General features: G+C 65.3%; 20 protein-coding genes and 1 pseudogene. 14 read left to right on the top strand and 7 right to left on the bottom strand.

Annotated features, from left to right (window positions below; all coding sequences use genetic code 11):
• Positions 1 to 9: 9 nt before the first annotated feature.
• Together ACO1P8_RS00600 and ACO1P8_RS00595 are read left to right on the top strand one after the other, a co-directional pair.
• Positions 10 to 888 (top strand): type II secretion system F family protein, encoded by an 879-nt coding sequence (locus tag ACO1P8_RS00600; RefSeq protein WP_486294005.1) that lies wholly within the window; start codon positions 10 to 12, stop codon positions 886 to 888.
• Positions 885 to 1,103 (top strand): annotated as a pseudogene (locus ACO1P8_RS00595) (DUF192 domain-containing protein); the annotation flags it as partial. The gene ACO1P8_RS00600 and the pseudogene ACO1P8_RS00595, both read left to right, overlap by 4 nt.
• A 9-nt stretch (positions 1,104 to 1,112) precedes the next feature.
• On the opposite strand, the gene ACO1P8_RS00590 reads toward ACO1P8_RS00595, so the two are convergent.
• Together ACO1P8_RS00590 and ACO1P8_RS00585 are read right to left on the bottom strand one after the other, a co-directional pair.
• Positions 1,113 to 1,916 carry a BPSS1780 family membrane protein gene (locus ACO1P8_RS00590; RefSeq protein WP_254926087.1) on the bottom strand — a complete coding sequence of 268 codons (804 nt, stop codon included), beginning with the start codon at positions 1,914 to 1,916 and terminating at the stop codon, positions 1,113 to 1,115.
• Positions 1,917 to 1,973: 57 nt separating this feature from the next.
• Positions 1,974 to 2,942 (bottom strand): homoserine kinase, encoded by a 969-nt coding sequence (locus tag ACO1P8_RS00585; protein ID WP_486294108.1) that lies wholly within the window; start codon positions 2,940 to 2,942, stop codon positions 1,974 to 1,976.
• Positions 2,943 to 3,071: 129 nt separating this feature from the next.
• Here ACO1P8_RS00585 and dusA point away from each other — a divergent pair, with 129 nt between their 5' ends.
• On the top strand, positions 3,072 to 4,076 hold the full coding sequence (gene dusA / locus ACO1P8_RS00580; protein ID WP_486294004.1) for a tRNA dihydrouridine(20/20a) synthase DusA: 1,005 nt from the start codon (positions 3,072 to 3,074) through the stop codon (positions 4,074 to 4,076).
• 163 nt (positions 4,077 to 4,239) lie between these two features.
• Here dusA and ACO1P8_RS00575 read toward each other — a convergent pair whose 3' ends face one another.
• Together ACO1P8_RS00575 and ACO1P8_RS00570 are read right to left on the bottom strand one after the other, a co-directional pair.
• Positions 4,240 to 4,707: a CBS domain-containing protein gene (locus ACO1P8_RS00575; RefSeq protein WP_094841390.1), complete on the bottom strand. Its 468-nt coding sequence runs from the start codon at positions 4,705 to 4,707 to the stop codon at positions 4,240 to 4,242.
• A gap of 29 nt (positions 4,708 to 4,736) precedes the next feature.
• Positions 4,737 to 6,047 carry a YihY family inner membrane protein gene (locus ACO1P8_RS00570; protein WP_486294003.1) on the bottom strand — a complete coding sequence of 437 codons (1,311 nt, stop codon included), beginning with the start codon at positions 6,045 to 6,047 and terminating at the stop codon, positions 4,737 to 4,739.
• Between the two features lie 17 nt (positions 6,048 to 6,064).
• On the opposite strand from ACO1P8_RS00570, the gene ACO1P8_RS00565 reads away from it, so the two are divergent.
• The 3 genes from ACO1P8_RS00565 (at position 6,065) to ACO1P8_RS00555 (ending at position 8,985) form a co-directional block, all read left to right on the top strand.
• The gene (locus ACO1P8_RS00565; protein ID WP_486294002.1) at positions 6,065 to 6,445 is read left to right on the top strand and encodes a DUF2069 domain-containing protein; all 381 of its coding nucleotides are present in this window, start codon (positions 6,065 to 6,067) and stop codon (positions 6,443 to 6,445) included.
• 21 nt (positions 6,446 to 6,466) lie between these two features.
• Positions 6,467 to 7,987 (top strand): protein adenylyltransferase SelO, encoded by a 1,521-nt coding sequence (locus ACO1P8_RS00560; protein ID WP_486294001.1) that lies wholly within the window; start codon positions 6,467 to 6,469, stop codon positions 7,985 to 7,987.
• Positions 7,988 to 8,262: 275 nt separating this feature from the next.
• A complete protein-coding gene (locus ACO1P8_RS00555; RefSeq protein ID WP_486294000.1) occupies positions 8,263 to 8,985 on the top strand; it encodes a response regulator transcription factor in 723 nt (240 codons plus the stop codon).
• Here the strand turns inward: ACO1P8_RS00555 and ACO1P8_RS00550 are convergent.
• From ACO1P8_RS00550 to ACO1P8_RS00540, 3 genes are all read right to left on the bottom strand, one after another.
• A complete protein-coding gene (locus tag ACO1P8_RS00550) occupies positions 8,982 to 10,316 on the bottom strand; it encodes a sensor histidine kinase (RefSeq protein WP_486293999.1) in 1,335 nt (444 codons plus the stop codon). The two genes, ACO1P8_RS00555 and ACO1P8_RS00550, sit on opposite strands and share 4 nt — an antisense overlap.
• A gap of 178 nt (positions 10,317 to 10,494) precedes the next feature.
• A complete protein-coding gene (locus tag ACO1P8_RS00545; protein WP_486293998.1) occupies positions 10,495 to 12,432 on the bottom strand; it encodes a bifunctional diguanylate cyclase/phosphodiesterase in 1,938 nt (645 codons plus the stop codon).
• A gap of 188 nt (positions 12,433 to 12,620) precedes the next feature.
• Complete coding sequence (locus ACO1P8_RS00540) at positions 12,621 to 13,904, bottom strand: GGDEF domain-containing protein (protein WP_486293997.1); 1,284 nt, start codon at positions 13,902 to 13,904, stop codon at positions 12,621 to 12,623.
• A gap of 517 nt (positions 13,905 to 14,421) precedes the next feature.
• Between ACO1P8_RS00540 and aroC the strand changes: the two genes are divergently transcribed.
• From aroC to truA, 8 genes are all read left to right on the top strand, one after another.
• Positions 14,422 to 15,480: a chorismate synthase gene (gene aroC / locus ACO1P8_RS00535; RefSeq protein ID WP_486293996.1), complete on the top strand. Its 1,059-nt coding sequence runs from the start codon at positions 14,422 to 14,424 to the stop codon at positions 15,478 to 15,480.
• A 92-nt stretch (positions 15,481 to 15,572) separates the two neighbouring features.
• The gene (locus ACO1P8_RS00530) at positions 15,573 to 16,382 is read left to right on the top strand and encodes a M48 family metallopeptidase (protein WP_486294107.1); all 810 of its coding nucleotides are present in this window, start codon (positions 15,573 to 15,575) and stop codon (positions 16,380 to 16,382) included.
• Positions 16,383 to 16,526: 144 nt separating this feature from the next.
• Positions 16,527 to 17,930, top strand: a complete 1,404-nt coding sequence (leuC, locus tag ACO1P8_RS00525) for a 3-isopropylmalate dehydratase large subunit (RefSeq protein WP_486293995.1) — start codon at positions 16,527 to 16,529, stop codon at positions 17,928 to 17,930.
• A 5-nt stretch (positions 17,931 to 17,935) separates the two neighbouring features.
• Complete coding sequence (gene leuD / locus ACO1P8_RS00520; protein ID WP_486293994.1) at positions 17,936 to 18,586, top strand: 3-isopropylmalate dehydratase small subunit; 651 nt, start codon at positions 17,936 to 17,938, stop codon at positions 18,584 to 18,586.
• A 38-nt stretch (positions 18,587 to 18,624) separates the two neighbouring features.
• Positions 18,625 to 19,704, top strand: a complete 1,080-nt coding sequence (leuB, locus tag ACO1P8_RS00515) for a 3-isopropylmalate dehydrogenase (protein ID WP_486293993.1) — start codon at positions 18,625 to 18,627, stop codon at positions 19,702 to 19,704.
• Between the two features lie 168 nt (positions 19,705 to 19,872).
• A complete protein-coding gene (asd, locus tag ACO1P8_RS00510) occupies positions 19,873 to 21,003 on the top strand; it encodes an aspartate-semialdehyde dehydrogenase (protein WP_486293992.1) in 1,131 nt (376 codons plus the stop codon).
• Between the two features lie 133 nt (positions 21,004 to 21,136).
• Positions 21,137 to 23,167: a FimV/HubP family polar landmark protein gene (locus ACO1P8_RS00505; protein ID WP_486293991.1), complete on the top strand. Its 2,031-nt coding sequence runs from the start codon at positions 21,137 to 21,139 to the stop codon at positions 23,165 to 23,167.
• 3 nt (positions 23,168 to 23,170) lie between these two features.
• On the top strand, positions 23,171 to 23,965 hold the full coding sequence (truA, locus tag ACO1P8_RS00500; RefSeq protein ID WP_486293990.1) for a tRNA pseudouridine(38-40) synthase TruA: 795 nt from the start codon (positions 23,171 to 23,173) through the stop codon (positions 23,963 to 23,965).
• Positions 23,966 to 23,985 lie beyond the last annotated feature (20 nt).

Genomic DNA, 23,985 nt, shown 5'->3' with positions numbered 1-23,985 from the left:
GGGAGGAGTATGCAAATCCTGGCTATCCTGATGGCGGCGTTGTTCGTCGTCGGCGCACTGGCCGTGTCACGGCCGTTGATCCGGCCAGTGGGACGTGAGCATCCTGTCGCGGGCCGGCTGCCGGCCGCCTGGCGCATTGCGTGGCCGTACCTCGATATCATGGCGCCGCTGGCCGCGTCCATGTTGACCTGGCGCCTGCGTGCGCGCCTGGATGCGCACCTGCTGCACGCGGCCCTGGCGCCGCCGTTGACGGCCGGACACATCGTCGCGGCCCAGTGGGCCTGCGCCGTCGTGGGCGCGACCAGCGCCATGGCGCTCTTCCTGGGGCTGGCCGAGCGGCCGGCAGGCGGCGCAGTTCTCGCGGCGTGTGCCCTGGGCGTCATGGCGGGCCGCCTGGTGCCGCGTCTGTGGCTGCGCGCCGAGATCCGTCATCGCCGCGCCCGGATGGCGCGCGAGTTACCGTTCCTGCTTGATATGACCACGCTCTGCGTCGAATCGGGATTGAACCTGCAGGGAGCCCTGCGCCAGGCCGCCGAACAAGGCCCGGCCGGACCGCTGCGCGATGAACTTCTGCGCGCTCTGGGCGATATGCGGTCGGGCCTGCCGCGCGTGCAGGCGCTGAAAGCCTGGGCGGACCGCGTGGATCTGGCCGGCGCGCGGTCCATGACGGCGGCGCTGGCCCAGGCCGACGCGTCAGGAATGAGCCTTGGGCCCATCCTGCGCGCCCAATCCGACCGGCGCCGGGCTGAGCGATTCAATTACGCCGAGAAACTTGCCATGCAGGCGCCGGTCAAGATGCTATTCCCGCTGATCTGCTGCATTTTTCCCTGCACCTTCATCGTGCTGGCCTTCCCCATCGCGGTCCAGTTCTGGCAGGTGCTGCAGTGACGCGAAGGCAGGCCAAGGTGCGTGTGCTGCAGGCAGGTGGCTGGCCTGGCCGCTTGCGCGGCCTGCTGTGCCGGCGCAGGCTGCGGCCCGGGCTTGCCCTGTGGCTGGCACCCTGCCGCGCGGTGCATACGTTCGGGATGCGCTATCCGCTGGATGTCGTGTTCCTGGACGCTGGCGGACGCGCGGTCTCCGTCGTCCGCGGGCTGCGCCCCTGGCGGGTGGCCTTATGCCTGCGTGCCGTGTCCGTCGTCGAGCTGGAAGCTGGCGTTGTTGATTTCGAAAACGGAGGTATAGGCCGGGTAGAAACTGCTGTACAGAATGCCGAACGCCGCAATGTTCACGGGCACCTGCACCGTATTGACCAGCGTCTGGGAAACATCCAGCGAGACCAGCATGCTGGCGCAGAAATCGATGCCCAGGAAGACCGCCGCCCACGTCAGGCCATAGACCAGGAACGCCCACTTGTTGCGCCAGCAGGCGATACCGGAAAAAAACAGGGCCTGTGGCAGCTTGATGTTGTGCCAGGCAACCAGCACAGGGGCATGCCAGAACAGGGCGCCGATGATGACGTAGAGCGCACCGAACAGTAGCAGGGCGGTGTGCAGAGTCTCGAAGAAGGGGACGTAATCGTTCGTCACGGACGCGGCCCGTATGCCTTCCACCAATTCGCTGGAAAACGGCACGAAGGCGATCAGTCCGGCCACCATGCAAAGGCCCGCGTACAGGCCGCCAAGAATAAGCAGCTTCTTGAGGACCCCGGGCTTCTGCAGCGGTTTGAGCCACATGGACGGCAGCATGGTGCGGTCGGCTTCGATGTGCTTGCATGCCGACAGCGTCATCAGGGTGATGCAAGGCATCAGCGTGGTGTAGAAGAGCGGCCCGATGGGCACCGTGAACATCGCGAACAGCAGCAACAGGCTGATGACGAGGGACCAGGTGAATAGCGCCAGCGGTTGACGCATGAACAGCCGGAACCCGTCTCGCGCCCATTGCCAGCCGGCCGTTGCAGGTAAGGATGCTGCTTGCATGTCAGTTCGCTATGCTGCCAGATGGGGGATCATATTGAATTATGGAGCCAGGTCGCTTCAGGGCAAGGTCGGCGGCGCATCGCGGTGGCGCGAGAGCAACACTCGCTCGAAATGCCGCGGATCGTGCGGCTTCAATGTCTGGGCGGGCCTGGGCAGGTAAAAGTCGTACAGGCGGGATAGCCAGAAGCGCAAGGCGGCGGCCCGGAGCATGGCTGGCCACGCTTGCCTTTCCTCCTCGGTGAAGGAACGTTCCGCAGCATAGGCCTGTAACCAGCTTTGGGCCAGTTCCGGGACAATCTGACCGGTTTCGCGCACGATGCACCAATCGTTGATGCTGACCGCAACGTCGAAAAGCCAAGTGTCGCAGCCGGCAAAATAGAAGTCGATGAACCCTCCCATGAGGGGGGTTTCGAAGGTACCGGCGAACAGCACGTTGTCCCGGAACAGGTCACAATGCGCCGGCCCGCTGGGCAATGCCTGCCACGCCGGGCTTGCCGCCGCCGCGATCTGCTCGTCCAGGGTTTTTTGCAGCAGGTCCTGCTGCGCGGCATCGAGAAAGGGACGTACCTTGGGCGCGGTTTCGCGCCACCAGGGCAGGCCACGCAGGTTGGGCAGGCGCAGCGGCAGGTCGCGCGCGGCGATGTGGGCGCGCGCCAGCGTGCGGCCCGTCAGCGCGCAGTGCAGGGGGCCCGGTGCAGGTTCGTAGCCGCCGGGCAATCGCGTGACGATGGCGCAGGGCTTGCCATGCATGTCCACGATGCGGGCGCCGTCGCGACGCGTCTGCGGCTGGGGCACGGGCACGCCGCGTTCGGCCAACTGGTGCATCAGCTCGATATAGAACGGCAGCTGTTCCCGCGTCAGCACTTCGAATACCGTCAATACATACTCGCCGGCCGTGGTGGTCAGGAAATAGTTCGTGTTTTCGATGCCGGCCGTGATGCCCTGGAGGGATACGAGTTCGCCCAGGTCGAACTGCGTCAGCAGGGTGCGGGCATCGTCGTCGGTGACAGTTGTGAATACGGCCATGTGGATACGGCAAAGGTTGTCGGGCATCGGGCGTCCGCGCCGGGCGGCGGCGCAATTTTAGACTACCCCGGGCCTCCACCCGGCAGAGCGGCTAAAATGGCCGCTATTCCTCCACTTGGTTCTCTGGCCGTGCTTCCCTCCGATTGGCGCCTGTGCGTCGCGCCCATGATCGATGTTACCGATCGCCATTGCCGTTTCTTCCATCGGCTGCTGGCGCCGCACGCACGGCTGTACACCGAGATGATCACTACGGGGGCATTGCTGCACGGCGACGTTGCGCGGCATCTGGATTTCGATACGGTGGAGCACCCCGTGGCTCTGCAACTGGGCGGAAGCGAGCCGGATGCGCTGGCACAAGCGGCCCGCCTGGGCGAGCGGTGGGGCTATGATGAAATCAACCTGAACTGCGGCTGTCCTTCCGAACGGGTGCAGCGTGGCGCGTTCGGGGCATGCCTGATGGCCGAGCCGGATCTGGTGGCCGATTGCGTCAAGGCGATGCGGGATGCGGTCGACGTCCCGGTCACCGTCAAGCATCGGCTGGGCCTGGACTACGACGAGTCATATGCATTCGTTCGCGATTTCGTGGGCAGACTTTATGATGCCGGCTGCCGTGTCTTCATCGTGCACGCGCGCAATGCGGTATTGAAGGGCCTGTCACCGAAGGACAATCGCGAAATCCCGCCTTTGCGCTATGACGCGGCCGCCATGCTCAAACGTGACTTTCCCGATTGCGTGGTGGTGCTGAACGGCGGGCTGGGCGATGCCGAAGCCGCCGAGCAGGCCGTTCGGCAATTCGACGGCGTCATGCTGGGGCGGGCGGCCTGGCATACGCCGCGGGTTCTTTCGGAACTGTCGCTGCGGTTCTGGCCCTCCACGCGTCTGCCGGGCGACGCGCAGGTAGTCGATGCAATGATGGACTACGCCACCCAGGCGGTCTCCCGCGGCGTGCCGCTGCGAGTCATCGTGCGCCCCTTGCTTGGGCTGGTCAACGGCCAGGCAGGCGCCCGCCGGTGGCGCCGCATGCTGTCGGATGCGGCGGCCTTGAAGTCCGACGACCCAGGGCTGATCTACGAAGCGTGGCGCAGCGTGCACCATTCTGCCTCTCGACACGTTGAAACCTTGGAACTGGACTAGGCCCTGTTTTGGCGCCGGAAGGCGCTGCAGGGCGCGGGCAGGCATTGAGAGGCGCCGGAAAATTCGCCGTCCGTTTCACTGCCCGATATCGACAGGGGCCAGGCGGCCCAGGGCGCCTGGCCCATATCGACCGGGGCCGGGGTGTCCACGGCCCCGGTCGTGCTTACATTTCCTTGGAGGAGGCGCCTTCCTCGTCCATCGGCCAGTCGCGGATGTACGCCTTCAACATGTTGTTTTCAAAACGCTGGGCGTTCACGATGGCCTGCGCCATATCGTAAAACGAGATCACGCCCATCAGCACTTTGCCGTCCATCACCGGGATATAGCGCGCATGCTTTTCCAGCATCAGGCGCTGCACTTCCTCCGCGCTGGTATTGGGCGTCACGCTGACCGGCGCGTCGTCCATGATGGCGCGGATCGTGGTGTTGCCCAACGTACCATTGTTGCGGCTCAGGTGCTGGATGATTTCACGGAACGTCAGCATGCCGACCAACATGCTCGATTCCATGATGACGAGTGAGCCGATGTCCTGGATGCCCATGGTTTCCACCGCCTTGATGACGGGGGTGTCCGGCGTGGCCGTATAGAGCGTGTCGCCCTTGACCCGAAGAATTTCGCTGACCTTCAACATGATGATCCTCCATGGGCGCACGCCCAGTCTTATTTTTTGACGGCTTCGATCTTCAGGATGTCAGCCGAGCCATTGCCGATATTTTGCGCTTCCTGCATGAGATCTTCCAGCGTTGGCGCGACTTCGGTGGTGAGAATGGCACGGGCGACCCGCAGGATTTCAGGCGCTTCCCGCAATCGCCGCTGGTTCCGATCCAGGAGGAAACGGTCGAAAAGAGGAGGCAGCGCCGCGCGGCGGGGATCGCAGGCAAGGATCCAGCGCTGTTCCTGGGTTCGCACCACCATGCCCAGGTCGGACAGGGCTTCGAGCACCGCATTCAGTTCGTCGTGATGAAGATGCAGGTCGACGGCAAGGTTGCTGGCGCTGCGGCCGGGCGGATTGCTGCCCATGTTGCGGTACAGGCAGCGCAGTACCTCCACGGCGTCCACGAAGGCGGCCCCGGTTTCGCGGTTGATGTCCCAGCGGCCGACCCGGATCATGGGCAGGCTGGCCGCGACCGTAGCGCCGAACAGGACGGCCAGCCAGGATAGATAGATCCATAGCAGGAAGATCGGCAACGTGGCGAAGGCGCCGTAAATGACGGTATAAGTCGGGAATCGCGTCAGGTAATAGGCGAACGCCGCCTTCATCAGCTCCAGCACGATGGCGGTGCCGAAGCCGCCGGCCAGCGCGTCCATCCAGAAGACATGGCGGTTCGGCACCACGATGAATAGTGCCGCGAAGCCCAGGCCGGTCAGTAAAAGGGGCAGGAAGGACACCGCCAGGCCGATGATGTCGGGGACTTCGCGCACCAGCCCCAGGGATTCCCGCGCCAGGAAGGATGTGCCCCATAGGCTGGCGCCGGCGACGACCGGCCCCAGTGTCAGGACCGCCCAGTACATCAGCGCCCGCTGCGACAGCGGCCGTTGCCGCGTAACGTGCCAAATATCGTTGAAGGTCTTGTCGATCGTCATGATCAGCAGGATCGACGTCACCAGCAGCAGGCCGCCGCCTATCGCCGTCAGGCGGCTGGCCTGGCGCGCGAACTGGTTCAGGTAATTCATGATGTTGTCCGACACCGCCGGCGGCATCAGGCTGTGCGTGAGGAAGTCCTCCAGCGCGATGCGGAATTCCTGGAACACGGGAAAGGCAGTGAACAGCGAAAGCACCACGGCCAGCATGGGGACGATCGCCAGCACGGTGGTAAACGTCAGGCTCGAGGCCACCTGCAGCAGTTGTTCCTCCCCCGCGCGTTGCGAGGCAAAGCGCAAGACCTTTACCACCCGGCTTACCCATGAGGCGCGGTGGTTCTGGGATTCCGGCGCCGAGTCCGCGGCGGCCGTATCGACGGGCGGTTTCATGCGGCGATAATAGCAGTATGGATATTGAACTCAACCGTAACCTTCGCCTGACTTGCGTCGCGACGCTGCTGTGCCTGACGCTGCTGTGCGTATTGTGGGAAACCGTGCTGGCGCCGGTGCGGCCGGGGGGCTCCTGGCTCTTCCTGAAGGCATTGCCGCTGGCGTTTCCACTCAGAGGCATATTGCGCGGGAATCTATATACCTACCAGTGGGCCTCCATGCTGATCCTGCTGTATGTCATGGAAGGGGCGGTGCGGGCGCTGTCGGATACCCTTTCGCTTTCAGCGATGCTGGCCGGCGTGGAACTTGCGTTGGCCCTGACGTTTTTCGCCTGCGCGATCCTTTATGTGCGGCCCGCCAAACAAGCCGCGCGCCGCCGCCGGTCGTCCGCAACCTGAACATCCATTACGGTAGGAATCATGTCGGCTGTCTCCGGAGCTTCCCTGATCGCGCCACGCGCCGCCTCGTTGGCCGAATTGTCGATCAGCAATTCCTTCGCCGCGTTGCCCCCGGTTTTCTATACGCGCCTGGCGCCACAGGGCCTGAACGCGCCGCGCCTGCTGCATGCCAACGAGCAGGCTGCCGAGCTGATCGGCCTTGCCCCTGAAGTCCTGCGGACAGACACGTTCCTGGACGTATTCTCCGGCCGGGCGCCATTACCCGGCGGCGATACGCTGGCGGCGGTCTATAGCGGCCACCAGTTCGGTATCTGGGCGGGCCAGCTGGGCGACGGCCGCGCGCATCTGCTGGGCGAGGTCGAAGGTCCCGGCGGTAACTGGGAGTTGCAGCTTAAAGGCGCCGGGATGACCCCGTACTCCCGAATGGGAGACGGGCGCGCGGTGCTGCGTTCGTCCGTCCGCGAATATCTTGCCAGCGAGGCCATGCACGGCCTGCGCATTCCGACGACGCGCGCGCTGGCCCTCATCGTGTCCGACGATCGGGTCATGCGCGAAACCGTGGAAACCGCGGCGATCGTGACTCGCATGTCGCCCAGTTTCGTGCGTTTCGGGTCCTTCGAGCACTGGGCCGCGCGCCGCGAACCGGCCATGGTGCAAACGCTGGCGGACTACGTCATCGATCGCTTCTATCCGGAATGCCGGCACCCCGTGCCGGGCGCGGAAGAGGGCGCGCAGGCGCCCCTGGTGCGTTTGCTGGACGCCGTCGTCGCGCGCACGGCCAGGCTGATGGCCGACTGGCAATCCGTGGGCTTCTGCCACGGCGTCATGAACACGGACAATATGTCCATACTGGGTCTCACCCTGGACTACGGCCCGTACGGGTTTATGGACGGTTTTCGCCTGGACCATGTGTGCAACCATTCGGATACTGAAGGGCGCTATGCCTGGAACCGGCAGCCTTCGGTGGCCCTGTGGAATCTTTATCGCCTGGCCGGCAGCCTGAACAGCGTGGTCCAGGACGCGGATGCCTTGAAGGCCGTCCTGGACCGGTATGAAGGCGCTTTTACCCAGGCGTTTCATGAGCGCATGGCAGCCAAACTGGGCCTGGAGTCCTGGCGCCCGGACGACGAAGGCCTGCTCGATGACCTGCTCAAGCTCATGCACGAGCAGCGCGCGGATTTCCCCTTGGCCTTCCGCCGCCTGTCCGGCGCCGTGCGAGGTGACCTCCAGCCTTTTCTCGACCTTTTCATCGACCGGGAAGCCGCCCGGGACTGGCTGGGCCGCCTTCAGCGGCGCCATGAAGCGGAGCCGTGCGATGCCCGATCGCGCGCGGACGCGATGGACCGCGTCAATCCGCTATACGTCCTGCGCAACCATCTCGCGGAACTCGCGATACGCGCGGCGGCCCGGGGCGATGCCAGCGTCATCGAGGAGCTGCTGCGCGTACTGAGGAATCCTTATACCGAACAGCCGGAATTTGCCCGCTACGCCGGCCTGCCGCCGGACTGGGCCAGTGATCTGGAAGTCAGCTGCTCATCCTGAAACGCAGCATTGGCGCGACGGAAAACTGCCCAATCTGGTCCGCTGAGCAAGAGCAATGTATCGATTGTTGCAATGTGTGGAAATTTGGTGCATTCTCCCTCGGTGGGAAAGTACGGCAAATATGGGAGAGGAACCCTCATATTTACCGTATTTTGGCGCCGCTTTCGCATTGTTACCAATGCTAGAATTGCGCCGCTGCGAACCAATGTCATTCCTTACGCAGCGGTCAGGCCCACTGGGCTTGACGGTCCAGGGCCGATTTCCGGGGAAATATCGTGCAAACGCAAGCAGCAGACGGCGTGTTATGTATCGGTCTGTTAGAAGATGATGCGGACTTTCGAGAAGAACTCAAGCTGGGCCTGGGCGGCTACGGTTTCCGGGTGAACTTCGCGTGCGCCAGCGCCCCGGAATTCTATCGTCATATGGAAAGCCAGCCCTGCGATGTGGTTATCCTGGACGCCAACGTGCAAGGGGCGGAGGACGGCTTCTCGGTAGCGACGCGACTGCGCGCTTTGCATGCCGTGGGCATCGTCATGCTGACCGGCCGGGGTGCGCTGGAAGACCGCGTGCGCGGCCTGGAAGGCGGTGCCGACATCTATATCACCAAGCCGGTCGACCTGCTCGAATTGAGTTCGGTCATCCGCAGTCTTGCGCGCCGGATGCGGTTGTCGCGCAGTCCCGTTCCCCAGGCGGTGGCCGACCGCGGCGCCCAGAACTGGAGTTTGCAGGACGGCGGCTGGATTCTGGTTTCCCCCGACGGCAGCAGCCTGCACCTGAGCGCGCAGGAACGCGTCTTCCTGAACGCCTTGATCGACGCGAGCGGCAATGTCGTCAGCCGGCAGGCGCTCTCAGAGCTGTTCAGCCCGGCCAATCCGAGCGAGTTCGAACTGCGGCGCATCGACGTGCTGGTCAGCCGGCTGCGTGCAAAAGCTCAGTCCAGCGGCATGAAACTGCCCGTGCTGTCGGTACGCGGCCAAGGCTACGTGTTCGCGGCTTAGCGGACTTTACTGACCGGCAGCGCGATGGTGAAACGCGCGCCGTTCCCGGGTTCGCTATCGACTGTCAGCGTGCCGCCCTGGCGCTCGCAGATTTTGCGTACCAGGAAAAGCCCCAGGCCCAGTCCCTTGGTTTCGCGGTGCGCGGCGCGGCGGAAATGCGGGTCGAAAATCCGCGCCTGGTCTTCCTTTTCGATACCGGGCCCGCGGTCGGCGACCGTGATCCACGCCGTCCTTTCCCCAGGCGCCGTCAATGTGCCCACCTGGATCATGATCGGTTGGTCCGCCGGCGAGTATTTGACGGCGTTATGGATCAGATTGCGCAGCACTACCCCGGTAAGGGGGCCGTCGCACCAGGCCGGCGCCGGCGTCGGCGCTTCCAGCTGCAGCCGGTGTGCCACATCGGTTTGGATCGATGCCACGACATCGGCGGCCAGGCGGGCCAGGTCCACTACCTCGTGCCGGGGAGCCACGGCTTCGTCGTAGGCGCTCTCCTGGACGAGCAACTGGTCCATCAGCTCGCTGATCTTTCCCACCGCCCGTCCAATGCGCTGCAGACGGCTGTCGATTTCTTCCCCGCTGCCCTCCAGTACCATTTCGAGCGATTGAACCGCCGCGCTGATGGTCGCTACCGGCGAACGCATTTCATGAGAAAGTAGCGCGTTCATCTGGCGTTGCCGTTCCAGTACCTCATTCAGCATGGACAGACGGGCTTCGATTTCCCGTTGGCCGGAAGCCAGCGCGGCGGGCGTGGCGCCGGGCTGTCCGCGAAAGGCGGCACGATTCCCCTGCGCCGGTCCGGTATTTCCCATGGACAGGCGCCGGCCCGGCGTGGCGGCCAGGACCAGCAAGACCATGACTCCGATGGCGCCGGACAAGACGGCGAGGGCGGCCAGTGCCGGAGGCAGGCTGGCGGCATCCAGGCCGGCACGAGACGCCAGTGTGTTGCCCGCCGCCGCGATACCGCAGGATACGATGGCGGCAACCCATGCCGCCAGGCGAAAGATTCCCGCCCAAATCGCCGCGCGGCGCCGGCGCAGGGCGCTTGCCGCCATCCAGAGCACCGCGCTGGCGCCCAGCCCAAGGCACGCCGCCGATACGCCAGCCTGCGCGTTGCCCGGCACCCAGGCCGCGAGCGCACCCGACAGCAGGAGGGGGCGGGTGCCCTGCGACAACAGCAGCAATAACGCCGCGAGGATGGGGAAGCCGGTCCGGCGCCGCGCCGCGGCAAGCACGATAACGACAAGGACGGCAGCGCCCAGGCCGGCCAGGCTGGCCTTGTAGGAGTTCAATAGCGCGCCAGTGGCGATCGGATACCAGAGATCGGGATTCATTCAGACAGCAGTTGAGCCGATGCGCCGCGCGCATGGCGTGGCGTGGGAACGTGAGGGTGCCCCGGCGATACGTTGCGCGGAAGTATAGCGGCATGCCCATTGAAGCGCGCCGCAAAGGGGCGATATCCGCACCGCGAAGGTGCGACAACGCCACATCCGACGATCGGGCGTTGCGGGCTCAGGCGGCCAGCGCTTCGTCGGAATAGCCCACCGCGGCGATGCCGACGCGCTCCAGAAACGCCGCGGTCTGCGCATCGGCGGGGCCGTCCGCGTAGACTTCGACGCCCAGTCCCTGGGCGGTTTGGCGCACGGAAGCTGCCAAGTGCTGACTGCCAGGGCTACGCGCCAGGGCATCGACGAAGGCCTCTCCCAATTTGACATACGCGATGGGCAGCTCGTGCAGGCGAGTCATGGCGCCGAAGTCATCGGCCAGTTGGCGCACGCCAACTCGCGCGCCGGCGTCGCAAGCCACCTCGCACAGACCTCGCACGTTGACGAAGTTCTCCACCAGGCCGCGCGCTTCTATTTCGAACACCAGGCGCGCGGCCTGCGCGGGCCGGTCGCGCAGCATTTGTCCCAGGCGGCACAGGAAATTCGATTGTCCGAGCGAGGGCAAGGCCACGGTGATGGCCAGCGTGCCACTATGCGAGACCAGCCAGTCCAGGGCAAGCCGGACCGCCTGGATGTCGCACTCGGACGACATACCCAGGCGAATCGAGGCCGGCATGAAAACATGCGCCGGCGTGGGCGTTTGCGCGTCGGCATCGTGCAGCATCAGTGTGGCTTCCGCGCGCAGCGTTTCTCCGTCCGGGCCCTGCAATGCGCGGGTGGCCAGCGAAAAGCGATGCTGTTCGAGCGCCATGACCAGCGTGTCGCGCCATTGCAGCTCGCCGGCCGCTTCCGATGCACCGGGCGCTCCGGCGCGTACAGGGACGTCGGTGTTCGCGCTTTCCGCCCGCATCAGTGCGTGATCGATCAGGGCCAGCAGTTCGCTAGCGTGGTTGCCGCGCGAATAGGGCGCTACCGCCAGCGCCCACCGGCACCATTGGTTCTCGCCCAGGGAAACACGGAGGGCGCGCAGTTCCTGGCGTAGCTGTTCGGCCAGGACCTCGGCCTGGGCAGCCGGTACGCCATGCAGAAGCAGGGCGAAGTCCGAGCCGTTCAACCGCGCCAGCAGGAAGGCCGGAATATGGCGGCGCCCCAGCTTCTGGTCCAGCCGCAAGGCGACGGAACGCAGCCATTGGTCCGTGAAGTCGCGTGGCATATGGCGGTTGATGGCGGCCAGATCGCGCTGGCGGAACATCAGGACATGGCCGGATTCCCCTTGCGATTGCGGTAGCCCGCTGTTCAACGCGCGCCGCAGTTCGTTGAAGAAGTACTTGCGATTGGGCGGCCGCGTGACCGCGTCCAGGTTCAGCTCCAGCTGCAGGGACTCGATGCGGGCGTTGGCCTCTTCGGCGGTCATGCGCAGCCGTTTGCGCGCTTCGGCCAGGGCATCGGCGACGTCCGCAACTTCGCGCCATGCCGGCAGCGCGGCAGGCGGTTCCGGATTGCCGTCCGCCAGCGCGCGCACCTGGGCGCTGATGCCCTGCAACAGCCGCTTCCGCAACCACTGTACGAGTCCGCCGATATAAAGCAGCCAGCCCAGCCCCACGCAGAGCACCAGCACGGCCAGGTCGACGGAATGTTGCCACAGCGCGCGCAGGGCCGAGCTATCGTCGGCAACGACCGTGACGGTGCCTTGCCCGCCGTGGGCGCCCTGGAATGTCCGTGTCGCCGCATGGGATGGCGGGGCGAAAAGCGAAACGAACCAGTCGGGCGCTGCCGCGTTCCCGCCTTGCTTGCGATAGCTGATATCCAGCCCGCCCTTTACGTCGATCCGCCGGTAGCCGCCGCTGGAGAAAACATCCGCTGCCAGCGCGCGCCACGTAGTTTCGTCGGGGGCGGGATCGCGCGCATAGGCCATGGCCAGAGTGGCCGCCGCGGTTTCTCCACGGGCGTGCAGATCTTCGCCAAGGTAGCGGCGGGCCGTCTGGATGTTCAACATCTGCGACCCGACCAGGAGCAGAACCGTGACCACGGCGACGCTGGCGAGCAATTGGCGCAATAAGGACATAGGCGGGGCGGCTGCTTGTTCCATCGTTCGAGGGGCAGGCCTGGACCGGCCACCGTACCGCGTGCCCGGAATAGGCGCGCATAGTGTATGGCGTTTTGGCGACTTGCTGGCGCGCACGTCCGCCGCGGGGTGGCGGCCCGACGCATCCTGCGCGCAAGAAAGGGGGGGCGGCCGTCTCGACGGCGCCCTTATTGGGCGATTTCTTCGCGCTCGCGGCCGTAGATTTCGACGCGGTTGCGGCTGCCGCTTTTTGCCCGGTACAGCGCCATGTCGGCGCGCATCAGCAGCGTATCCAGCGATACCCCGGGTTCGTGCATCGCCAGGCCCAGTGAGATCGTCATGCTGAGCGGGCCGCCCTCCAGCAGGCCTATCTTCATGCCCGCCACGGCCTGGCGCAGCCGTTCCGCTGCGACCAGCGCGGCCGGCAGGTCGGTGTGGGGCATCAGGACGGCGAATTCCTCGCCGCCGAAGCGGCCGATGATGTCGCTGTCCCGCAGGGTATTGGTGATGGTGTCCGTCACGCGGCGGATCGCCTGATCCCCCACGTGATGGCCGTAGCGGTCGTTGATCGATTTGAAGTGATCGATATCGATCAGCAAGGCCGCCAGCGGGTGTGGGTAGCGCCGGCATTGCAATATCTGCGCCTCGGCGGTCTCCATGAAGGCGCGGCGGTTCTTCAGCCCGGTCAATGGGTCTGTATTCGCCAGCCAGACCAGCTGGCGCGTGCGATGGGCGACGGCCGACTCCAGGCGGGCATTGGCCTGCGCCATGCGCTGGTTGAAGTGGCGCGCATGGCGATTCAATACGAGCAGCCATATCGCCAGGATCCCGCTGCAGGCCAGCAGGCCGACGAAGGCCCACTGCAGTCGCCTGAAACCGTCTGCGACCGCCGTATTGTGCTGGCTGGTATCGCCGCGTTGCGCCTGGTGCACGGCGCCGCCCAGGCGGTCCGCCAGTTGCCGGGCTTCCTCGGCGTGATCGGCCAGGTCCCGCGCCGCCGCCTGTATGCGTGCGGCATTGCCGGTTTCCGCGGCCTCGCGCCAGGTCCTCAAGCGGTCGTCCAGCATCTGTACGTCGACCCGGGCTCCCGGCAGCGAGCGGACCAGGGCAACCCCTGGGGCGCTTTCCGCCGTCCCGGGGTCGACGAAGGTGGACAACGCCTGCAGGTTCTGGACGAAGGCGCGGGAGTCGCCGCCGCGCACGGTATTCTGGGCGTCGGCGATGAGGCGGTTCATTTGTGAAACCAGCCGGTAGCTGTACAGTCCGATATCGGCCCCCGCCGGCTGGGACACCGCTCGCGACTGCGCGAACAGCGTCGCGCCGGTCACCAAGGCCAGCAGGGCCATCGCAACCAGCAGCGCGATCAGGGCAACCGCCAGCCCGCGCCGCCGGGGAGACGGCGGGACGGCGTGCCAGGTCTCGTCCTGCGGGAGGTCGGACTCTTTGGCGGTCGCGGCTGGGGGAGGCGTCATGTTCGCGCTGGACAAGGCGGGACGTTCAGCCCAATACGGGCCGCGGCTCCGCTCGACGTACCCGCCGGTACAAGCCTGCGGTCAGGGCTGTGCGCGATGCTATATCTGGCTGCGCGGGCAAACGATCGTACATGCGGTCTCTCTCCTGCCTGGATGGTGAGCGCAGCGTAACGAAACGACTCGGCACCGGCCTATGGAGCTGTCCGGTTATGGGGAGCTACGCGTGCGAAAAGACATGGATGCGGGACGTTAGAGGGCGCAACGAAAGCCGCCTGATACAAAAAGCATCCGAGATTTTCAGCGGGTTAACATTTTGGATGCGGGGACCTGATGCATCAACAACGAAGAATCGCGTTGCGTTGCGGAACATCGGTGATTTATTGCTGTACGTCTCGTTGTGTGCAAGTTCTAACGCTCTTTAACCGCTTCAGTGCTCCGATACCGGCGCAGATTGCGGGAGTGTCATAATCACATCCGGCCTTTCCGCTTTCAGCCCACCGCGCTCCATCAGAAGACTATGTCCGGCAATACTATAGGCAAACTTTTCACTGTCACCAATTTCGGCGAATCGCACGGTCCGGCGGTCGGTTGCGTGATCGACGGCTGCCCGCCCGGAATGCCGCTCGCGCCGGAGGACATCCAGGCCGAACTGGATCGCCGCCGCCCGGGCACTTCCCGTCACGTTACGCAGCGCCAGGAAGCGGATCAGGTGGAAATCCTTTCGGGCGTTTTCGAAGGGGCGACCACGGGCACGCCCATCGGGCTGCTGATACGCAACACCGATGCACGCAGCAAGGACTACGCGAACCTGGTCGATACGTTCCGGCCCGGGCATGCGGACTATACCTATTTCCGCAAATACGGCGTGCGCGACCCCCGCGGGGGCGGACGCTCTTCCGCGCGGTTGACGGCGCCCACCGTCGCTGCCGGCGCGGTGGCGAAGAAATGGCTGGCCACGACCCACGGGGTGCGCATTCGCGGTTACATGAGCCAGCTGGGCCCGATTCCGATTCCTTTCGAAAGCTGGGACGCCGTGCCCGATAATCCCTTTTACGCACCCAACGCCGGCATCGTCCCGCGACTGGAAGCCTTCATGGACGAGTTGCGCCGCGACGGCGACTCGGTGGGGGCGCGCATCGAGGTCGTGGCCGAGAACGCCCCGGCTGGCTGGGGGGAGCCTCTGTACGACCGCCTCGACGCCGATATCGCCCACGCCATGATGGGACTGAACGCCGTCAAAGGCGTCTCCATAGGCGCCGGCTTCGAGAGCGTGACGCAGCGCGGCTCCGAGCATGGCGACGAGATCGTCCCGGAAGGTTTTCTCAGCAATCACGCCGGGGGCGTGTTGGGCGGCATCTCCACCGGACAGGACATCACGGTTTCGCTGGCGATCAAGCCGACCTCCAGTATTCGCGTCGAACGCCGGTCCGTGGACCGTGCCGGAAAGGCCACGACCGTGCAGACCTTGGGGCGGCACGACCCCTGCGTCGGCATCCGCGCCACGCCCATCGCCGAGGCGCTGCTGGCCTTGGTTTTGATGGACCACGCCTTGCGGCACCGAGGGCAGTGCGGCTGACCGAAACCCGGCGGCCGGGGCCGCGATAACGATAATCGAGGAGACCAGACATGATTCTTCACAAAAATCATGGACGTCGGGGGCTGGCCCTCATGTTCAGCGCCGGCCTGTTCGCGGTGTCCTTATTGGCGGGCTGTGCCAGCGTGCACACCACCCAGGGCGGCGCGGTTGGCGTCGAGCGTACGCAATATATGTCCAGCCTGGTTTCGTCGCAGGATCTGCAGCAGGAAGCCGACCAGCAATACGCCACGATCCTCACCCAGGCCAAGGCAAAGAACCTGCTGGACGTCGATCCGCGCCAGGTTGCCCGGGTTCGGGGGATCGCCCAGCGCCTGATCGCGCAGGTGGGAGTGTTCCGTCCCGACGCCTCGTCCTGGGCGTGGGAAGTCCACGTACTTTCCACTCAGGAAATCAACGCGTGGTGCATGCCGGGCGGCAAGATCGCGGTCTATACCGGCCTGCTTGTCCAGATACAGCCGACCGACGATGAACTGGCGGCGGTCATGGGCCACGAGATTTCCCATGCGCTGCGCGAGCATGCGCGCGAACGGGTTTCCCAGCAAATGGCCACCAGCGTCGGCTTGTCCGTGCTGTCGGTGGTGACGGGTTCTTCGGCCGTTTCGGACCTGGGCGGAAAGCTGTCCGACGTCATGTTCACCTTGCCGAACAGCCGTACCCACGAGGCGGAAGCAGACCGCATGGGCGTGGAGCTGGCGGCGCGGGCGGGTTACGACCCTGCCGCCGCGATCTCGCTGTGGCGCAAGATGGCCCAGGCGTCGCAGGGCAAGGAGCAGCCGGAAATCCTTTCGACCCACCCCTCCGCCGAATCCCGCATCACGGATTTGCAGGCTGCGGTGCAGCAGGTCATGCCCCTGTACCAGCAGGCCAAGTCCGCGAAATAGCGTCGCGCGGAGGGTCAGCATGGTACTGAAAGTACTAGTATAAATGCTCCCGTTGTACTAGCTTGAACCGGCGCGCATAATCCGGATTCCGGTCGGACGCTGCATCAGGCCCTGTCTGGCTGTTTCCCTGTTAGGTGAGTTTTCATGGCCCAAACCCTTTACGACAAACTGTGGGACGCGCATGTCGTCCACCAGGAATCCGACGGCACCTGTTTGCTCTATATCGACCGGCACCTGCTGCACGAAGTCACGAGCCCCCAGGCCTTCGAAGGCCTGACGCTGGCGGACCGCAAGCCGTGGCGCCTCGATGCCAACCTGGCCGTGGCCGACCACAACGTGCCGACCATCAACCGCGCCCAGGGCATCAGCGACCCCATCTCGCGCCTGCAGGTCGATACGCTGGACGATAACTGCGCCAAGTACGGCGTTATCGAATTCAAGATGAACGATCTGCGCCAGGGCATCGTCCACGTCATCGGGCCCGAGCAGGGCGCGACGCTGCCGGGCATGACGGTCGTCTGCGGCGACTCGCACACCAGTACCCACGGCGCCGTGGGCGCGCTGGCTTTCGGCATCGGCACATCCGAAGTGGAGCACGTACTGGCCACGCAGACGTTGCTGATGAAGAAAAGCAAGAGCATGCTGATCAAGGTGGAAGGCGACCTGCCTTTCGGCTGTACGGCCAAGGATCTGGTCCTGCATGTCATCGGGGTCATCGGTACGGCCGGCGGTACCGGCCATGCCATCGAGTTCGGTGGTTCGACGATGCGCTCGCTGTCGGTCGAAGGGCGCATGACGGTGTGCAATATGGCCATCGAAGCCGGCGCGCGATCGGGCATGGTCGCGGTCGACGACAAGACCATCGAATACTTCCGCGGGCGTCCTTTTGCGCCGGTCGGTCCCCTGTGGGACCAGGCCGTGCAGTACTGGCGCACCCTGCATTCCGATCCGGGCGCGACGTTCGACCGCGTGGTCGAAATCGACGCGCGGCAGATCAAACCCCAGGTAACTTGGGGCACGTCGCCTGAAATGGTGTTGTCGGTCGATAGCCGCGTGCCGGATCCGGACCGTGAAAAAGACGATGTGCGCCGCAGCGGCATGGAGCGTGCCCTGGACTACATGGGGCTGAAACCCAACACGCCGATCAGCGATATCCGCGTCGACCGCGTCTTCATCGGCTCGTGCACGAATTCGCGTATCGAGGATCTGCGCGCGGCCGCCGCGGTTGCGCGCGGCAAGCGCGTGGCTTCCAACGTCAAGCAGGCGATGGTGGTGCCTGGCTCCGGCCTGGTCAAGCAGCAGGCCGAGCGCGAAGGACTGGACAAAATCTTCCGCGAAGCGGGATTCGAGTGGCGCGAGCCGGGCTGTTCGATGTGCCTCGCGATGAATGCCGACCGGCTGGAGCCCGGCGAGCGCTGCGCGTCCACCTCCAACCGCAATTTCGAAGGCAGGCAGGGGCAGGGCGGCCGCACGCATTTGGTCAGTCCCGCCATGGCGGCCGCGGCGGCGATCGCCGGCCATTTCGTTGACGTCAGGAATTTCCGCTAAAGATCATGCAAGCATTCACGCACCATGAGGGCCTGGTGGCCCCGCTCGACCGCGAAAACGTCGACACCGACCTGATCATCCCCAAGCAATTCCTGAAGTCCATCAAGCGATCGGGCTTCGGCCCCAATCTGTTCGACGAGGTCCGCTACCTGGATCACGGCGAACCCGGGATGGACAACAGCAAGCGCCCGCTGAATCCGGATTTCGTACTGAACCAGCCGCGCTACCAGGGCGCCTCGATCCTGTTGGGACGCAAGAATTTCGGCTGTGGCTCCAGCCGCGAACACGCGCCGTGGGCCCTGCAGCAGTACGGTTTTCGCGCCATCATCGCGCCCTCGTACGCCGACATTTTCTTCAACAACAGCTTCAAGAACGGCTTGCTGCCGATCGTCCTGTCGGAACTGGACGTCGCGCGCCTGTTCGATGAAGTCAGGGCGTTTCCCGGCTACAAGCTGCGGATCGACCTGGAACAGCAGGTCGTGCTGACGCCGGAAGGCCGCGGCATTCCCTTCGAGATTGAAGCGTTCCGCAAGTATTGCCTGGTCAATGGCTACGACGACATTGCGCTGACCTTGCGGCAGTCCGACAAGATCCGCGCCTTCGAGGCCGAGCGCTTGGCGCGTCATCCCTGGCTGCAAGCCCGGACGTTGGTGTAAGGCCGGCCAGCCGTATCGAATTCTTTTTGGATGCATTGATGACACACAAAATTGCGGTCCTTCCCGGCGATGGTATCGGCCCTGAAATCGTCGAGCAGGCGTTGCGCGTCCTGGGCGCGCTCAAACTTGATCTGGCCGTGGAGCAAGCGGCCGTCGGCGGCGCCGCCTTCGATAAGTTCGAGCACCCGCTGCCACCCGCCACGTTGCAGCTGGCGCAGTCGGCGCGCGCCGTCCTCTTCGGTGCCGTCGGCGACTGGAAGTACGACAGCTTGCCGCGCGAATTCCGGCCCGAGCAGGCCATCCTGGGCCTGCGCAAGTCGCTCGCCCTGTTCGCCAACCTGCGGCCGGCCATTCTGTATCCCGAACTGGCCAACGCGTCCTCGCTGAAGCCCGAGGTGGTGTCCGGCCTGGATATCCTGATCGTGCGTGAACTGACGGGCGATATCTATTTCGGCAGTCCGCGCGGCGTGCGCAGCGCGCCGGACGGCAATTTCGCCGGCGAACGCGAAGGCTACGACACCATGCGCTACAGCGAGCCGGAAGTCCGCCGCATCGCGCGCATCGGCTTCGAGGCCGCGCGCAAGCGCAATCGCAAGCTTTGCAGCGTGGATAAAGCCAACGTGCTGGAAACCTCGCAATTCTGGCGCGAGATCGTCACGGAGGTGGCGCGCGAGTATCCCGACGTCGCGCTGTCCCATATGTACGTCGACAACGCCGCCATGCAATTGGTGCGGGCGCCCCGCGACTTCGATGTCATCGTCACCGGGAATTTGTTCGGCGACATCCTGTCCGATGAAGCCGCCATGCTGACCGGGTCGATCGGCATGTTGCCATCGGCGTCGCTGAACGCCAGCGGCCAGGGCCTGTACGAACCCAGCCACGGTTCGGCACCGGACATTGCCGGCAAGGGCATCGCCAATCCCCTGGCGACCATCCTGTCCGCGGCGATGATGTTGCGCTACTCGCTGGATATGCCGGCGCAGGCCGATCGCATCGAAACCGCCGTGCGCGCCGTGCTGGCGCAGGGCCTGCGCACCGCCGACATCCACGAACCCGGCACGACCAAGGTCGGAACGGCCGAAATGGGCGATGCGGTGTTGAAGGCGCTGGCGTCGTAAATAGCCGTCATCCCGTATCGGGGACACCCTCGGCCTTCCCCAAAAAGGGAGGCGAGGGCGTGCTTTCTGATAAATTGTCGTTTTTGTACAGCCAAAAGTGCATTTTCGGACGCTTTTAGCTGTTTTCTCCTTTTTCTCTGTTTATTCCTGACATCAAGAGCGTACGAAATGAGCAATGCAGTGGGCCTCGTCGGTTGGCGTGGCATGGTCGGATCGGTACTGATGCAACGCATGCGCGAAGAAAACGACTTCGCGCTGTTCGAACCGGTCTTCTTCTCGACTAGCAACGCTGGCGCGGCGGCTCCCAAATGGGCCGAAGGCGCGGGTGCCCTGCAGGATGCCTACGATATCGATGCGCTGAAGAAACTTCCCATTATCGTGACGGCCCAAGGCGGCGACTACACCAGCGCCGTCTACCCGAAACTGCGCGGTGCGGGCTGGACCGGTCTGTGGATCGACGCTGCCAGCACCCTGCGCATGGCAGACGATGCCATCATCGTGCTGGACCCGGTCAACCGTCCGGTCATCGATGCGGCGCTCAAGCGCGGCGTGCGCAACTATATCGGCGGCAACTGCACGGTCAGCTGCATGCTCATGGGCCTGGCCGGATTGTTCAACAACGATCTGGTCGAGTGGATGACCTCCATGACGTACCAGGCGGCGTCCGGCGGCGGCGCGCAGCATATGCGCGAACTGCTTACGCAGTTCGGGCTCTTGAATCAGTCGGTCAAGTCCCTGCTGGACGATCCTGCCTCTGCCATCCTGGACATCGATCGTGGCGTGCTTGGCAAGCAAAAGGACGCGAGCCTGCCGCGCGAGCAGTTCGGCGTGCCGCTGGCGGGCAACCTCATTCCCTGGATCGACAAGGACCTGGGCAATGGCGTTTCCCGCGAGGAATGGAAAGGCGAGGCGGAAACCAACAAGATCCTCGGTCGCGGCGAAGGTTTCGGTACGCCTGCCACGCCGGTGGACGGACTGTGCGTGCGTATCGGCGCGATGCGCTGTCACAGCCAGGCCCTGACGATCAAGCTCAAGCGCGACGTGCCCCTGGATGAAATCAACGACATCATCGCCAGCGGCACGCAATGGGCCAAGGTCGTGCCGAATACCAAGGAAGCCACCGTCGAGGCCCTGACGCCGGTCGCCGTTACGGGGACCCTGGATATTCCGGTGGGACGCTTGCGCAAGCTTTCCATGGGGTCCGAGTACCTGGGTGCCTTCACCGTCGGTGACCAACTGCTTTGGGGGGCCGCGGAACCGCTGCGCCGCATGTTGCGCATTGCTCTTGCCGAAGCCTGACCGCACGAGCCGCCGCGCCGCTGGCGGCGCGCGGCCATCAAGGGCACCCACGGTGCCCTTGTCGTTTCGGGAAATCCGTAGGTAAGTTACACTTTTAATCGCGGCACTGCCCGCTTTTGCGGAAAACAGGCTTATGACGCTACGCTCGCTGCGCCCTCCGTCCATTTCGAGCCGATACGCAACGCGCCTTGCGATCGCACTCACGTTGGGGGGCGCGGTCAGCGCCCCCGCCTATGCGCTTCAGCTCGCGCACAGCCGTATCGTTTCGGCGGCGGATGCACCCTTGCAGGTTCTGGTCGGCATCGCCGAACTCACCCCGGATGAACAGCGAACGCTGATGGTGTCGCTGGCGGATCCTTCCGCCTGGCAGGCCGCCGGCGTGACGCCTCCCGTACCGTTATCCAGCATCACCCTGCGCCTGGAAGGCGGCAGTACGCCGGCACGCAGGTTCGTGCGCATTTCTTCCCCCGAAGCCGCCAAGAGTCCGGTTGTGGATCTGCTGCTGAACCTGACCACGAGCGAAGGCCAGCGACTGGTCCAGGTCAGCGTGATGCAGAGCGCCGGTGGTTTCCCGGGTTTGCTGTCGCAGGCGCAGGTCGGCACCCGCCCGCGGGGCGCCGGCGCGGTGAAGGTACGGCCGGGCGACACGCTGTACGGCATCGCGCAGAGCAATGCCGTGGCCAACGCGACGCTCTACCAGATGCTGGTCGCGCTGTGGCGCGCCAATCCTAACGCCTTCATCCAGAACAATATGAACCTCGTGAAGGCGGGCGCGACGCTGGTCGTGCCCGACGCCGCGACGGTGCGCGCCATCGATCCCGCCGAGGCGCGTCGCATCTTCCTCCAGCAGCAAGAGGCCTACGCCCGCTACCGCGCCAGCCTGGCCGGCGCGGCGGCACGGGGCGCTCCAGCATCGGGGTCGACGACCTCGGGCCAGGTCAGCGGCCCGCAGTCGACCGTCACGCCCGAAACCCCGCCACTGGACCGGCTGCGCCTGTCCAGCGGAACGGATCAGGGCGGACCGGAGGCCCAGGCACAGGCGCAGGCCGATGCCCAGACGTCGATGGCCAAGGCCACCGAGGACGCTCAGCAGCGGGTCGATCAATTGGAACGCAACGTCAAGGACCTGAACGATGCGCTGACCGCCCGCACAGCCGAACAGGGCAAGGGCGGCTCCGCGCAGGGTGCCGGTGCCTCGGCCGGCGCCGGCAACCAGAGTGGCGGATTGGCGTTGCCCGGCCTGGGTGGCGCGGCGGGTACGGCATCGCCCGGCGCCGGGAATGATGGACGCGCCGCGACCCGATCGGGAGCAGCTCAGCAAGCCGCTGGTGCTGAACGCTCCGGCGGCGCAGCAGCGACGCAGCCGGGTGGCGCAAGCCGGGCTGGCGGTCCGGCTCAGTCGGGCGGTCCGGCTCAGCCGGGCGGAGCGGCACAGGTGGGTGGAGCAGGTCAGGCAGGTGGCGCGGCTCAGGCGGGTGGCGCGGCTCAGTCGGGCGATGCCGCCCAGGCTGGCAATGCGGCCCAGACGGGCGGTGCGGCACAGTCGGCTGGCGCGGCACCGGCCGCGGGGGCAACCCAACCCGGCGGCGGTGCGTCCGGCAACGCTTCGACGAAGCCTGGTATCGCCGGCGACGCATCTACGCTGGGCGGAACGACGGGTACCAGTGGAACGCCCGGCTCGTCGGCGTCCGCCGCGGGCGGAGCTTCTGCCCAGACGGGCGGCAACGGCGCAGGCGGTACCGGCATTTCCCCGGCGGGCGGCGGCAGCGCGGCGTCGCCTTCCGGCGCAACCGGTCAAGGTCAATCGGATGCCGCCGCAGCAGGCGGTTCCGCCATCACGTCCGCCGCCGGCAAGGCCCCGGTGGACGAAGCGGGCGCCAACGGCAAGATGCAGGATAAGGGCTCCGGCCTGCCTTCCTGGCTGTCGGATAATCTGCTGATCATCCTGACGGCCGTGCTCGCCGTCATCGCATTCGTCATTGCCTGGCTGCTGCGCCGCGCGGCCGTGCGGCGGGATGATGACCAGGACGACCTCGACGACGAACTTTATATGTCGGAGATCGACCCGGGCGCCATCGACAGGCGCCTGGACGGCATCAATCTGGACCTGGACGAGCCACATGCCGAAGGCGACCGGCCGCGGCCGGGCCCTGTGCGGACCTGAGCGATGCCCCGTCTGGCCTTGGGCCTGGCATACGATGGATCGGTCTGGCAGGGTTGGCAGACACAGCCGCATCGCCAGACCGTACAGGACACGCTGGAGTCCGCCCTGCGGCAGTTTCTTGCCACGCCGGTCGGCACCGTTTGCGCGGGCCGCACCGACGCGGGCGTGCACGCCGCCATGCAGGTCATCCACCTGGACAGCGATGTCCAGCGGCGTGCCGAGTCCTGGGTGCGGGGCCTGAACGCGCTATTGCCGCCCAGTATCGCCGTGCGCTGGGCACAGCCTGTGCCCGATACCTTCCACGCGCGCTTTTCGGCTGCCGCCCGTACCTATACCTATTTGTTGTGGAACGATCGCGTCCGCTCCGCGTTGTGGGCGGGCCGCGCGGGCTGGTGCTTCCAGCCGCTGGACGTGGACGCCATGCGCGCCGCCGCCGCCGCGCTCGTCGGCGAGCACGACTTCAGCAGTTTCCGTTCGTCCCAATGCCAGGCACGGCATCCGGTACGCACGCTGCAGCAGCTCGATATCGCGGCGCAGGGACGCTTCCTGGTATTCACCTTGCGTGCCAACGCTTTCCTGCATCACATGGTACGCAACATCATGGGCGCGCTGCTTCAGGTCGGGCAGGGCAGGCGGCCGGCATCATGGATGAGCGATCTGTTGGCGGCGCGCGACCGCACGCAAGGTGCTCCGACCTTCATGCCGGACGGCCTTTATTTGTCCGCCATCGACTATGCGCCGGAATTCGGCCTGGACGATCTGGACGGACGAAGACATCTGCTTGCACCGCTCGCCTGAGCGCGACCTTGGCGGTAATG

The sequence above is a fragment of the Bordetella sp. genome (assembly GCF_057362025.1).
Note: the sequence above shows the minus strand (reverse complement) of the source record. Positions and strands in the feature narration are given on the sequence as shown.

Coding starts and splice junctions, on each gene's coding strand:
- ACO1P8_RS00600 (WP_486294005.1), top strand. CDS start 10: ATGCAAATCCTGGCTATCCTGATGGCGGCGTTGTTCGTCGTCGGCGCA.
- ACO1P8_RS00590 (WP_254926087.1), bottom strand. CDS start 1,916: ATGCAAGCAGCATCCTTACCTGCAACGGCCGGCTGGCAATGGGCGCGA.
- ACO1P8_RS00585 (WP_486294108.1), bottom strand. CDS start 2,942: ATGGCCGTATTCACAACTGTCACCGACGACGATGCCCGCACCCTGCTG.
- ACO1P8_RS00575 (WP_094841390.1), bottom strand. CDS start 4,707: ATGTTGAAGGTCAGCGAAATTCTTCGGGTCAAGGGCGACACGCTCTAT.
- ACO1P8_RS00570 (WP_486294003.1), bottom strand. CDS start 6,047: ATGAAACCGCCCGTCGATACGGCCGCCGCGGACTCGGCGCCGGAATCC.
- ACO1P8_RS00565 (WP_486294002.1), top strand. CDS start 6,065: ATGGATATTGAACTCAACCGTAACCTTCGCCTGACTTGCGTCGCGACG.
- ACO1P8_RS00560 (WP_486294001.1), top strand. CDS start 6,467: ATGTCGGCTGTCTCCGGAGCTTCCCTGATCGCGCCACGCGCCGCCTCG.
- ACO1P8_RS00550 (WP_486293999.1), bottom strand. CDS start 10,316: ATGAATCCCGATCTCTGGTATCCGATCGCCACTGGCGCGCTATTGAAC.
- ACO1P8_RS00545 (WP_486293998.1), bottom strand. CDS start 12,432: ATGTCCTTATTGCGCCAATTGCTCGCCAGCGTCGCCGTGGTCACGGTT.
- ACO1P8_RS00540 (WP_486293997.1), bottom strand. CDS start 13,904: ATGACGCCTCCCCCAGCCGCGACCGCCAAAGAGTCCGACCTCCCGCAG.
- aroC (WP_486293996.1), top strand. CDS start 14,422: ATGTCCGGCAATACTATAGGCAAACTTTTCACTGTCACCAATTTCGGC.
- ACO1P8_RS00530 (WP_486294107.1), top strand. CDS start 15,573: ATGTTCAGCGCCGGCCTGTTCGCGGTGTCCTTATTGGCGGGCTGTGCC.
- leuC (WP_486293995.1), top strand. CDS start 16,527: ATGGCCCAAACCCTTTACGACAAACTGTGGGACGCGCATGTCGTCCAC.
- leuD (WP_486293994.1), top strand. CDS start 17,936: ATGCAAGCATTCACGCACCATGAGGGCCTGGTGGCCCCGCTCGACCGC.
- leuB (WP_486293993.1), top strand. CDS start 18,625: ATGACACACAAAATTGCGGTCCTTCCCGGCGATGGTATCGGCCCTGAA.
- asd (WP_486293992.1), top strand. CDS start 19,873: ATGAGCAATGCAGTGGGCCTCGTCGGTTGGCGTGGCATGGTCGGATCG.
- ACO1P8_RS00505 (WP_486293991.1), top strand. CDS start 21,137: ATGACGCTACGCTCGCTGCGCCCTCCGTCCATTTCGAGCCGATACGCA.
- truA (WP_486293990.1), top strand. CDS start 23,171: ATGCCCCGTCTGGCCTTGGGCCTGGCATACGATGGATCGGTCTGGCAG.